The organism is Lentibacillus halodurans (genome assembly GCF_900112045.1).
Classification (GTDB): domain Bacteria; phylum Bacillota; class Bacilli; order Bacillales; family Amphibacillaceae; genus Lentibacillus; species Lentibacillus halodurans.
Window position 1 is genome coordinate 91,651 of the sequence record NZ_FOJW01000010.1, and the last position, 12,397, is coordinate 104,047.

The following is a 12,397-nucleotide window of genomic DNA, read 5'->3' on the forward strand; positions in this document are numbered from 1 at the left end:
CTTCCATCTGGTATTTATAGTACTTTCTTTTCATCCCTCAATAAGGTAATGAGTTCTTTCACCTGATCGTCCACTTCTCCTTCGAGCACTCTTCCTACCTCTTTTTCCGGAGGCAGAAAGATATCAATTGTCGCTGTCTTCGGCTCCAGCTCCTCTTCCTCCAGATCAAGGTCATCAATTTCGAATTCCTCCAGCGGCTTTTTCTTTGCTTTCATAATACCCGGTAAGGAAGGATAACGAGGTTCATTTAATCCCTGTTGACAGGTGACGAGCAGCGGAAATACACTCTCAACCACCTCCACATCCCCTTCAACATCCTTTTCAATGCTGGCAATATCTCCATTAACCTTCAGGCTGGTGATTGTAGTAATGTGTGGAATATCAAGGGCTTCTGCCAACCTTGGACCAACCTGACCACTCGCTTCATCAATGGCTACATTACCAGCAAGTATCAGGTCGATTTCCTTATCTTCAAAAAAGGATTCCAGAATTTTTACTGTTGTCGACTGATCTCCATCTTCCAGGTCCTCTTCAGTATTGATTAGCACCGCTTTATCTGCCCCCATTGCCAGAGCTGTACGCAATTGTTTTTCCGATTCATCATCACCAATCGTAACGACGGTCACTTCTCCACCAAGTTCATCCCGTTTTATAATCGCTTCCTCTACAGCATATTCGTCATACGGATTGATAATAAACTCAGCCCCGTTCTCCTCAATGTGTCCATCGGTGACTTTGATTTTTTCCTCGGTATCAAAAGTTTTTTTCAATAGAACATAGATATTCATCTTCCCACTCCTTTTCGCTAACTAGATGGATAAAGTCCTTTCCGGTATTACACCTTCAAAACTCATTTACATCCCTTCTCTCTTTTCTGCCTTTCATCCACCAGCTTACGTTTCAGTACCTTACCTACATTGTTTCTCGGCAGTTCATTTATAACCTCAAACCGCTTCGGTACTTTATAGGGCGTGAGGCTTCTATAACAAAATCCCTTTAGTTCTTCCAAATCAATAGATACTCCTTTTATCGGAACAATATATGCCTTGACTACTTCCCCCTTTTCCTGGTCAGGAATGCCAGCAACCGCACACTCCTCAATGTCAGGATGTTCATATAGGACATTCTCCACCTCCTGGGGATAGACATTAAAGCCGCCATTAATAATCATTTCTTTTTTTCTGCCAACGATGAAAAAGTATCCATCCCCATCCTGAATAGCCAAGTCACCAGTGTATAGCCACCCTCCCTTCAGGCTTTTTTTTGTCTCTTCTTCATTATTCCAATAGCCCTTCATGATTTGCGGTCCCTTGATTACCAATTCTCCAACGGAATTCTCCGGGAGTTCACTATCTTTCTCATCTACCACTTTACTGTCTGTTTCTGGCATTGGAATACCAATACTTCCCACTTTCCTTATTCCCTTTGAAGGATTTCGGTGGGTAGATGGTGAAGCCTCTGACAACCCAAATCCCTCTCCAATGACCGCACCAGTGATTTCTTCAAATTTACGGATCACTTCTACTGGCAATGGAGCTGAACCACTGGAACAAAACTTCAGGCAGTCAAGTCCGTATTCCCAAACCCTTTCGTGATTAATGAATGCATTATACATACGGGGAACACCTGGAAAAAAGGTAGGCTGGTAATCTCTGATTTTCTCCAGCACATCATCCACCTCGAATTTTTTGATGAGAAGATTGGTGGCACCAATATAGATTCCCAGATTCATACCACTCGTCATAGCATACACATGATATAACGGAGTAGCGGTCAGCACAATCTCTTTTCCAAACTCCATATCTTTTCCATACATGGCATAACTTTGAACGACATTGGCTACAAGATTGTAATGTGTCAGCATCGCTCCTTTAATGATGCCTGATGTTCCGCCGGTATATTGGATAACAGCCACGTCCTCCCTCGGATTAACTGGTTTCTTTTCTTCCAGTTTCTGTGACTGTTTGATAAGCGACATAAGAGAAATAGATGCTTCATCGGGAGATCCTATTACAAAAATATTCCGGAATGGATAAACCCCATCTAATTGCCTGACTTTTTCAACCGTGTTCTCTTCAGCTACGATGGAAACCATTTCAGCATCGTTGGCTATCTGTAAAAGCTCCCTTACTGTATAACGGGGGTTAATTTGAACAATCACTAGACCAAGTTTCATGGCAGCATAATAACTAATTATATACCCTAGATCGTTCGAGACCATCAGCCCAATCCTATCCCCTTTTGTTAAGCCAAGCTCAATCCAGCCGCCTGCAAGCCGGTCTGCCTTTTCCTTCATTTCCTTATATGTGATTTTTTCGTTATCCTGGATAACAGCAATTCGACCCGGGTATTGTTTGCTGGTATCTTCCAAAAGGGAATACACAGATACCACTGGAATATTAAGTTCTTTTTTCATATCTGCCGGATAAGATTTAAACCATTTTCGTTCCTCTAGATGTTGCAAAGAATTTTCAACCTCCATTTAAGATTATTCGATCAAATCGTTTTCCTCATAGTATCTTTTTGCTCCCGGATGTAATTTTTCCGGGTCTATTCCATTCAAAGCAGTATCCAAAGTGAAATTCTCAGCCCGCTCGGGGACCTGCTCTTCAAAGGTATCCAAGTTTTCCCAGAAAAATTTGGTCAGGTTATACACATAATCTTCATCCAGATTAGAATCCGCCGTTATCATAGTTTCCATGACATATGTCGGGACTTCTTCTTCTAGTCCTTTATAAGTACCCCCTGGCAAGGCACCCGCCGTGATTCCGAGTCCTTTCTCCTCGATGCTTTCTATTTTGTCTTCGTCTATCGGAATAACCTTAATAGGGCTGGTTATCTCAATTTCCTGTAAAGCCGGGATGAATGGGGCCCCACCTCCGAGAAACACATCCACATTCCCATCTTTCAACATCGATGCGCCATCGGAATAATTTCCATAAGAAACCTTTCCGCCTGCCTCTTCTATGGTCTGTTCATCAATCCCGTATTCCGCCATCATCTTCCAAAATGCCACTGGTCCTCCGCCACCTTTAGGACCAAGAAAAATATGCTTATCAACAATATCTTCAATCGAATGAATATCCTCATTTTCCGCTGTGGTAGCAATCGTTTGGTAGACCGGATAAATGGCTGCAATCGCAGCAAGATCCTCAATTGGTTTATCGAATCCGTCCCCGCCTTCCATAGCAGAGATAAAATCCGGTGTGTAATTAAGCCCAATCTGTATATCCCCCACATCCAGGGATTTCAGGTTTGCTGTGGAACCGCCTTCCAGCTGGGTGGCATTCAATCCATCGAAATATTCTGAGTATATTTCCGTCATTGCAGTAGTGATGGGGTACCACCCTGAACCCATTGGACCTGAGCCAATCTGTAAAAACTTATCTGGTGCTGTCGGCTTATTCTCTGAACCAGATGACTGTTCTCCTCCACATGCTCCAAGCAATAGGACAACCATCATCACGACAACCGCATAAACAATTCTTCTTTTCATGATTCCACCTTCCTTTTACCAATAAATTGTGTTTCCTTTTCTGAATTTAGCTTCCGAATTCTCCATTGCCATAGAAACAATTCCATTGCCAGTGCCAACCCAAGAATATCCCCCAGAAACCCAGGTGTTACTAGCAATACGGCCGCCCCCATACTAAATACTCTTTTAAGTACTTCTAATTCGCCAAATAGATAGCCTTCCAACGCTGCTGCAAAAAAGATACAGCTTATAAAAGCGCTTCCAACAGCGACTGCAATTTCTGCCAGATCCCCTCCCTGCATCAACAAAACAGGATTATAAGCAAATATGAACGGTACGAAGAAACCGCCGAGTCCGATTTTAATTGCGTAAAAGGCTGTTTTGAGCGGATCCGATCCAGCTATTCCAGCTGTTGTATAAGCTGTAATGGCAACCGGCGGAGTCAGCCCGGAAAGAACACCAAAGTAAAAAACAAACATATGAGCAGCAACTACGTTCACTCCCATATCAATAAGTGCCGGAGCTCCCAACACCGCCAGGATGACGTATGCAGAAACAGTCGGCATTCCCATTCCCATAATGATAGAGGCGACAGCTACCAGGAACAGAAGAAGTAATAGGTTCTGACCCGCCACATCAATAACAAATCTTGAAAAAGTAATGCCAAGTCCTGTCAAAGAAACTGCTCCAACGATAATACCGGCTGTGGCACAAGCTGCTACCACCGTAAGTGCGTTTCTTGTACCATTTTCCAATGCTGCAAGGATATCTAGTAAACTCATTCTTGTCGCTTTACGGACCCAACTTAAGATGATAGTTGCAACGGTAGCATAGAAGCCTGCTTTCATTGGACTGTAACCATAAATCATTAGTGCTATGATAATGATAATCGGCAAAAACAGATATCCCTGTTTCAGCAATACTTTTTTTAAATCAGGCAGCTGTTCACTTGGTATACCGGTCATCTTCAATCGTTTGGCATGGTAGTACACAACCATGCCTGCGATGAAAAAATAGATGACAGCGGGTATTAATGCAAATAGTGCCAATTGAATGTAAGGGATGCCAATGGTTTCAGCCATTATGAACACCGAAGCCCCCATTATTGGCGGCATAATCTGCCCCCCTTGTGAGGCAACTGCCTCCACGGCGGCCGAAAACCTTTTATGATATCCCAGCTTTTTCATTAATGGAATCGTGAAAGAGCCGGTAATCGCTGCATTTGCTGCTCCATTACCTGTAATTGTTGCCACTAATGCACTTGATCCAATGGACGAAAGTGCCGGACCTCCCGTCTTGTTTCCCAATAAGCCAAATGCAGCATCGGTAAAGAACTGCCCTCCACCTGACCGTATTAGGAATGCGCCAAAAATAACAAACAGAATCAATACCGTAGAACTAACGTATATGGGTGCACTAAATATTCCCAATGTTCCACTAAACATATGGTCAACCATTTTTTCATACCGGATCCCGGGATGCGCCAATGCTCCCGGAAAATACTGTCCGAACAGGGTGTAAACCAGAAAGAATATCCCCACTGATGCCATCAGAATACCGTTCGTTCTTCTGGTAGCCTCCAGAACAAGAAAAATGAATGAAGTTCCAAACAGTATATCCGTGCCATTGATGTTACCTTGTCTGCTCTGGATGGGTTCCGCTTCAGTTATCATGTAAAACGAGGTCACCAGCGTCAGTAAAACCACCAAAATATCAAAAATTCCAAAGCTTTTCCCCTTACGAAACGGAAACAACAAGAAGATTAATAACATTGCCCATAACACGTGAATACTCCGCTGCTGCCACGAAGGCAATGTGCCAAATCCTGCCGTATAGATATGAAAGATGGACAACCCGATCGCAAGTAAGGAAATAATCAGAACAAGGAACCTGGAAAAATTCCATCTCTCCCCTCTATTTTTCCAAATCTCTTCCACATAAGCAGATTTTTCCTCAATCATCGTATCAATCTTATTACGATTTGCTTCATTCGCACTCATGTGATCTCACCTCCGTTCCTTTATAAAGTGCTCCCACCATCCACACTCAGAACCTGCCCTGTCATGAAATCACTTGCTTCGGTCGCCAGCAAAAGAGCTGTACCCTTAATAGCATCTTCATCCCCAATCCTGTTAAGCGGGTTCTTTTCCACGATGGCATCACCAGTCCGATCCAGAACAGCCTTTGTCATTTTCGTCGGAAAAATACCTGGTGCAATCGCATTAACATAAACACCGTGGTGTGCCCATTTTCTTGCTAGGTCTCTGGTGAAATGCGCAACTGCTGCCTTGCTGGTGCTGTAACCAATAGCATTGAGTACCTCCGGAGGCTCCGCTTTCAAACCAGCTGCAGATGCAATATTGATGATCTTGCCGGACGCTAGTTCAATCATCAACCTGCCTACAGCCTGCGACATAAGAAACGTTCCAGTAACATTCACTCTCATTACTTTCTCCCAGGCTTCCAGGGGCATGGATTCCACGTTGGCTCCCCAAGTGGTGCCACTATTATTTACGAGAATATCTATCTTTCCAAAGTCTTCAATAACATCATTCACGACCCGGTTAATATCCTCTTCATTTCCCAAATCACACTGATAAGCTTTGGTATCAACACCTTTAGATTTCAATACTTGTGCGGCATCTTCACAAGTCTCTAACTTTCTTGAGCACAAAGCAATAGCACAGCCTGCGTCGGATAATGCTTCTGAAATTTGAAAACCTAATCCTCTTCCACCCCCCGTCACGAGAGCTACTTGACCTCTTAATTGAAATAAATCAAACGTATTCATTATCCACCTCAATTTTCTTCTAAGATTTTTCTTGCCACAATCAAACGCTGTATTTCATTGGTTCCTTCGTAGATTTTAGTGATACGTGCATCCCGATAGAAACGCTCAACTGCATATTCACCTATATAGCCAATGCCACCATGAATCTGTAATGCTTTATCAGCAACTTTATTGAATACTTCTGAAGCAAACAGTTTTGCCATTGATGCCTCTTTAATTACTTTCTTACCTTCATCGATCTTTTCTGCCGCATTCATAGTCAACGTTCGAGCCGCTTCCGTTTCAGTTGCCATATCAGCAAGCATCCATTGGATAGCCTGATTACTGGCAATTGGTTTTCCAAACTGCTCTCTTTCCTTTGCATAAGCAGCAGATAATTCTATCAACTTGTCACAGGATCCTACTGCCCTTGATGCCAGTCCAATCCTGCCTTCACCAAGTATCTTTAATGCATTCATATAACCCATGCCCACTTCACCAATCACATTTTCATGTGGTACAACACAGTCTTCAAAAATAAGTTGCGCTGTGGCAGATCCACGCAGTCCCATTTTCTTGTCTTTTTTGCCTATTATGAGTCCCGGAAAATCTTTTTCCACTAGAAACGCGGTAATACCGCCTTTTGCCCCTTTTTCTTTATCTGTTAAGGCAAAAACAGTGAATACGTCAGCTATTGGGGCATTGGTAATAAAATGTTTGGTTCCATTGAGGATCCAGTAATCTTCTTGCCTTTCCGCCTGGGTAGCCAGATTAGTAGCATCGGATCCCGCTCCCGGTTCGGAGAGTGCAAACGCCCCTATCTTGTTACCTGCAGCCATATCCGGAAGATATTTTTGTTTTAAATGATCGGACCCCATTTTGACGATTCCTGTGCTCCCTATTCCCGTATGTGCACTTATCAGGGAAACAAAACCATTATGTGTCCTTCCTAATTGTTCCAATACATTCGTTTTTCCAACTGCATTTAATCCAATTCCTCCATACTTTTCCGGAATGCTGATACCAAAAAGCCCAAGTTCTTTTGCTTTTTCAATCAAATGCTGTGGTAGAATATCTTCATCTTCAATCTGCTGAGCATAATAATCGACTTCTTTATCTGCAAAGTTTTTTATCATTGTCTTCATTTGTTCTAGTTCATCATTTATTGCCACCGTCATGATTATCCTCCTTTTAAGTGTTTTCATAATATAAGAAGCAAAAATTATGCCAACTTTCACACAAAGAAAACAAAAACAACAGAAAACGCTTTCAAAACAATACGTAAAAAATTCTAAACCGTGTTTAATATTTGTATTTATGATATCGAATTCATAATTGAATTAAAAATATGTAAAATAGCCATCCTACAGTGATTTAAAAATGAATTAAATGATTCAAAATTGAATCATTACGCCAATAAAATAAACCTCACAGCATTGATTGTAAGGTTTATGACGCTAAACAGTTATTCAATTTGTTCACTGATTTCTTTCATTCATAAATGTAAGCAGATAATAGATTGTTTCCAATGTTGGAGCAGGCACCCCTAACTCCCGAGCTTTTCTGACGACATAGCCACACATGGACTCAACCTCCATCTTCTTCCCTCGCTGACGATCCTGTAACATCGAAGTTCGGTGGCTCCTTGCCAGCTCTGCATTCGAAAAAATAGTCGAAAAAGCCTTCTCTTGATCAATCGTTATTCCTGTTGCAGCAACAGTCGCCAAAGCCTCCCTGCATATATTCTCTGCAGTCTTTCGCAATGGGGCTGAATCAAGAATCTCTCCTAGCTTTGCTTCAATCGTCGCAGATAAAGGATTAAAAGTAATATTCCAAAGCAGCTTCTGCCATTTCCGTTCCAGTATATTCCCGGAATATTGAGTATCAATACCGGCTGAGCGAATCTCTTCAGTTATCTTTTTCGCTTTTCTAGACGCTCTGGGGATCAATTCACCTATAACCAATTTCACCCTTCCTCGCTGATATACCTGTCCCGGCACTTTCATGGATACCTGAACATACGTTGCAGCTGAGAGTACTCTATTTGCCCCGAAAATTTCCTGTAGCTTTCCTTCGTTATCTACTCCATTTTGCAATGTTATGACAAGTGCATCCTCTTTCAGGATGGGATGAAGTTGTTTAGCCATTTGTTCTGTATCATTGGATTTGACACAGAATAATATAAGATCAGATTGTGCCAATTCATATGGATCTCCTGTGAATTCCCCGCCAATACGTATGTTCTCGGACTCTCCTTGGATTACCAGTCCCTGTTGATTCAATACCTCCAGTTGTTCCCCTCTTGCAAGGAATGTGACATCATGCCCTCCTTGGTGCAATAATGCGCCAAAGAAACTGCCAACGGCACCTGCCCCGGCTACACCGATTTTCATAGTCTCTCCCCTTTTTCTATTAGTGATCGAATTTAATTTTGTATTTTTTCATCTTCCTTACAATAGTAGGCTGGCTTGTTTTCAATGCTCTGGCTACCTCATATGTGTTTTCGAGTTTTTTTACAGCAGTTGAAATGATTTCTTGTTCAGCTGCTTCAGTAGCTTCTTTTAGTGAAATGATTTCATTCGTTTCCCAAACACCCTGATGATGTTCAGGTGGAAGGTTTTCTATAGGAATTTTATCACTTTTGGCCGTTACAGCCATTCTTTCAATGAGATTATATAGTTCCCGGATATTTCCAGGCCATTCATAAGAAAGCAAAAATTCCTTTAAGTTTTGGTCAAATTCTTTGTTCAATTGGTACTTATCGTTTATCTGATTAAGGAATAGCCTGACCAGCGGCAGAATATCATCGCTTCTTTCTCTCAACGGCGGAATGTGGATGGGAATAACTTTCAGCCTGTAATACAGATCCTCACGAAAACCACCTTCAGCCACCATCTTCTCCAGATTCCTGTTGGTAGCAGCAATTATTCTCACATCCACCTTCTTCGTATGGAGCCCCCCGACTCTTTGAATTTCACCTTCCTGGAGAACCTGAAGCAGCTTAATCTGAAGTTTTATCGGCAGTTCTCCAACTTCATCCATAAATAATATGCCTTTGTCAGCAATCTCAAACATTCCTGGTTTTCCTTTTTGGCTTGCTCCAGTAAACGCCCCAGGTTCATAGCCAAACAATTCAGATTCCAGTAAATCCGGGGGTATTGCACCGCAGTTGATTTTTAGAAATTCTCCTTCCTTGGATCGCGTCCCTTTTTCATAGATGTATTTTGCCAGTACATCCTTTCCTACACCGGTTTCTCCTAAAATAAGAACAGTGGCATTTATATCCGCAATTCTTTCTGCCGTCTCATAAACCGCTTTCATTTGACTGCTTTGAGTAACTATGCTCCTCAACTGTACGTGTTTATTTTTCAGGTGGGACAGTTCCTTTTTGTACCTGTCGTTCAGCTGGTTTAGTTTCGTCAGTTCCTCCTGCAGTTCATTGAGGTCAGAGAGATCTCTGATATTCGTTACGATTTTTTCAACTTCATTTTCTTCATTAAAAACTGGTGTTCCAGTCAGAAGTGTTTCCTTTCCGGCATAATTCTTCTGTACATAGGACACAGTTCGCCCGAATTCTACTACTTTTTTGGTGACGGAATTCTTCAGGATACCCCGATCGACAAGCTCATCCACATTCTTATTTAAGTAGTACTCCTTCGGTATACCTGTTATTCGTTCGATAGCTGAATTTGTCTTCCAGGTATCTCCTTTGCTGTCGGTGATATAGATACCGTCGTAGGAATTTTCAATAACCGTATCCAATTCTCTGTTCATTTTTTCAAGTTTTTTATTTTGCTTTGCCAGCTCTGCTAAAAACGCGGTTTCTATGCCAATGAAAAAGTGATGTTGTTCCCGGCAGCTCTCAATAAACAAAAAAGACTTCCCATCATGAACCGCATCCACTAGTTTAGTTCCCGGGGTCTTCTCCCAGACAGAAAAAATATCCGATATTTGATCACCTGCTTTCACTTCCCCTATATGTGATGACAGCAAGGAGTTAAAAGTGCAAACCCGGTCATCTTGATCCAATACAATTCCCGGGAATGGAACTGTTTCTATGGAATAAGTACTTACCATCCCATTCCTCCTTTAAAGTCAAGATCCAGTCAGCTATGGACATGTTTGACATAACCTAATTCCTTAGAAATTTGTTCTGCTGCCTCCCTAATATTTTCAAGAATAACGATTTCCCAATCTTTTGAATAATCAGCAGCTGGTATTGTCACCCCAAGCGAGGAGATGACCTTCCCACTAAAATCCCTGACTGGATAGGAGAAACCCATCGTTTCTTCAAAGCGTTCAGACTTGCTGATGGAATATCCCCTCTTCCGAATCGTCCTTATCTCTTCCTTTAATTTATGTTTATCATCAATGGTGTTATTCGTGAATTTTTCCATTTCAAGATCTTCTAAATAGTTTTCTATATAATCCCAATCCATATATGCAAGCAGTAGCTTTGGAGCAGAGCCCGCATAGAGCGGCGATCTTCTACCTACTTTTATAACGAGCCTTACAGGTTTTGTACTGTTTATTTGTTCAATGTAGACTGCTTCATTTCCTTCGATCACCGACAAATATACCAGTTCATTTAATTGCTTGTTAATTTTTCTCATATAAGGAAGGGCAATTTTTTTGTACTCCAATTGTTCACTAACGTTATTTCCCAGTTCCAAAAGCTTGAGACCCATTCTATATTTCACATCATGGCCAGATCGTTTGATTTTAACAAGCAATCCAGCCTCTTCCAGCGAAGAAACCAACCGGAAAACGGTTGTCTTCGGTAATCCGGACAACTTGACCAAATCTATCAGAGACAAATCTCTTTTCCCATTAAAACAATCCAATATTTTTACAGCCTTCAACAGACTTTGACTCATTTTCTATCAGCCTCCACTATTCAAAAACCATTTTAAAGTTATAACCTGTAGACAAAAGCCGGCAGTAGACTTACCGCCTTCAAGAAAATTAATATATTCAGCTTTGTATTTTAAGAAATTTATGTATTAGACTCAGATTTCACATACCGGAATTACTGTGCTATTCTTATTATTTTGAATTATAATTTAGGCAATGATAAAAATCAACCGGCACTCAAACAGGATTGGTCTTCAAAACGGCTATCTAATATCTTTTTTAGCTAAACGATCATGACCGCTTTTATTACGTTTTAATACGTTCTGTTAATTGGTTCACTTGTTCTAACTGCTTCTTAAAATCATCGATAATCATTTCTATAATTTCCTTAACACTCTTTGCTTCTTCAATCATGCCAATGGTTTGTCCAAGCGATAATACCCCCTTGTTGGTCCTACCGTATACAATCAATTCCTTATAGGATTCCCCGCTGATATAAGGTAAAATGTCATCCAATGGAGCGCCCTTTAATTCCTTATCAGCCAACTCTTTTGACCGTTCATTTTTCCAAACACGTGCTGTCTTTCCAATTGACTTTTTCACAAGAATTGTATCGTTTTCCTGCATACAAAGAAGTTTCTGTTTGATTTGCGGATGAAGTTTGGATTCTTTTGATAAGAGAAAACGTGTTCCCATCTGTACGCCTTCAGCTCCTAATGACAATGCAGCTAAAAGTGACTTTCCTGTGGAGAAACCTCCTGCAGCAATAACCGGTATCGATAATTCACGGGACGCCTTTTGAACAATAGTAAGACTAGTTACATCATCTTTACCTGGATGACCACCACACTCATATCCATTAACCACGACTGCATCACATCCAATCGATTCAGCTTTTTTTAAAAAACGAATAGAAGGTGCCACATGTACAACGATCGTATCATTATTTTTTAACTGTTCAATATAAGGTTCAGGGTTTCTTCCTGATGTAAATACTATGGGGACGTCTGCCTCAACAGCTCCATCAATAAATTGATCCATCGGCTTTCGAATGCCAGTAGCGATATTTACACCTAATGGTTTGTTTGTTATATTTCTGGCTTTTTCAATATCATGTATCATTTCCTCTTTCGTATCAAAGCTGCCGGCTGTTATTAATCCTAGACCACCAGCCTCAGATACCTTTGCTGAAAGTTCTGACGTACCTAATCCTTGCAGTCCTCCTTGAATGATTGGATACTTAATACCGAGAAGCTCTGTTATTTTTGTATGTATATTCATTATGATTCTCCTCCAGA

10 protein-coding genes are annotated in these 12,397 nt (G+C 41.3%); all 10 read right to left on the reverse strand.

The annotated features are described in order from the left end of the window. Nucleotides 1–14: 14 nt before the first annotated feature. On the reverse strand, nucleotides 15–788 hold the full coding sequence (locus BM195_RS12785; protein WP_090238885.1) for an electron transfer flavoprotein subunit beta/FixA family protein: 774 nt from the start codon (nucleotides 786–788) through the stop codon (nucleotides 15–17). A 62-nt stretch (nucleotides 789–850) separates the two neighbouring features. Beyond that, nucleotides 851–2,464: a long-chain-fatty-acid--CoA ligase gene (locus tag BM195_RS12790; RefSeq protein ID WP_090238888.1), complete on the reverse strand. Its 1,614-nt coding sequence runs from the start codon at nucleotides 2,462–2,464 to the stop codon at nucleotides 851–853. 24 nt (nucleotides 2,465–2,488) lie between these two features. Further along, a complete protein-coding gene (locus tag BM195_RS12795; RefSeq protein ID WP_090238891.1) occupies nucleotides 2,489–3,496 on the reverse strand; it encodes a TAXI family TRAP transporter solute-binding subunit in 1,008 nt (335 codons plus the stop codon). Beyond that, on the reverse strand, nucleotides 3,493–5,475 hold the full coding sequence (locus tag BM195_RS12800; protein ID WP_090238894.1) for a TRAP transporter permease: 1,983 nt from the start codon (nucleotides 5,473–5,475) through the stop codon (nucleotides 3,493–3,495). The genes BM195_RS12795 and BM195_RS12800 overlap by 4 nt, the downstream gene beginning before the upstream one ends. A 20-nt stretch (nucleotides 5,476–5,495) precedes the next feature. Then, on the reverse strand, nucleotides 5,496–6,266 hold the full coding sequence (locus BM195_RS12805; protein WP_090238897.1) for an SDR family oxidoreductase: 771 nt from the start codon (nucleotides 6,264–6,266) through the stop codon (nucleotides 5,496–5,498). 8 nt (nucleotides 6,267–6,274) lie between these two features. After that, nucleotides 6,275–7,423, reverse strand: a complete 1,149-nt coding sequence (locus BM195_RS12810; protein ID WP_090238900.1) for an acyl-CoA dehydrogenase family protein — start codon at nucleotides 7,421–7,423, stop codon at nucleotides 6,275–6,277. A gap of 300 nt (nucleotides 7,424–7,723) precedes the next feature. Beyond that, nucleotides 7,724–8,638: a ketopantoate reductase family protein gene (locus BM195_RS12815; protein WP_090238903.1), complete on the reverse strand. Its 915-nt coding sequence runs from the start codon at nucleotides 8,636–8,638 to the stop codon at nucleotides 7,724–7,726. Nucleotides 8,639–8,657: 19 nt separating this feature from the next. Continuing rightward, a complete protein-coding gene (locus tag BM195_RS12820) occupies nucleotides 8,658–10,322 on the reverse strand; it encodes a sigma-54 interaction domain-containing protein (protein ID WP_090238906.1) in 1,665 nt (554 codons plus the stop codon). A 29-nt stretch (nucleotides 10,323–10,351) separates the two neighbouring features. After that, nucleotides 10,352–11,107: an IclR family transcriptional regulator gene (locus BM195_RS12825; protein ID WP_170848257.1), complete on the reverse strand. Its 756-nt coding sequence runs from the start codon at nucleotides 11,105–11,107 to the stop codon at nucleotides 10,352–10,354. Between the two features lie 298 nt (nucleotides 11,108–11,405). After that, entirely contained in the window at nucleotides 11,406–12,380 is a 975-nt protein-coding gene (locus tag BM195_RS12830; protein WP_090238911.1) for an NAD(P)H-dependent flavin oxidoreductase, read from the reverse strand. Nucleotides 12,381–12,397: the final 17 nt, after the last annotated feature.

Bases quoted from the DNA above. Each gene is read 5' to 3' on its own strand.
- BM195_RS12800 (WP_090238894.1), bottom strand. From the start codon at position 5,475: ATGAGTGCGAATGAAGCAAATCGTAATAAGATTGATACGATGATTGAG.
- BM195_RS12795 (WP_090238891.1), bottom strand. From the start codon at position 3,496: ATGAAAAGAAGAATTGTTTATGCGGTTGTCGTGATGATGGTTGTCCTA.
- BM195_RS12830 (WP_090238911.1), bottom strand. From the start codon at position 12,380: ATGAATATACATACAAAAATAACAGAGCTTCTCGGTATTAAGTATCCA.
- BM195_RS12810 (WP_090238900.1), bottom strand. From the start codon at position 7,423: ATGACGGTGGCAATAAATGATGAACTAGAACAAATGAAGACAATGATA.
- BM195_RS12785 (WP_090238885.1), bottom strand. From the start codon at position 788: ATGAATATCTATGTTCTATTGAAAAAAACTTTTGATACCGAGGAAAAA.
- BM195_RS12815 (WP_090238903.1), bottom strand. From the start codon at position 8,638: ATGAAAATCGGTGTAGCCGGGGCAGGTGCCGTTGGCAGTTTCTTTGGC.
- BM195_RS12805 (WP_090238897.1), bottom strand. From the start codon at position 6,266: ATGAATACGTTTGATTTATTTCAATTAAGAGGTCAAGTAGCTCTCGTG.
- BM195_RS12820 (WP_090238906.1), bottom strand. From the start codon at position 10,322: ATGGTAAGTACTTATTCCATAGAAACAGTTCCATTCCCGGGAATTGTA.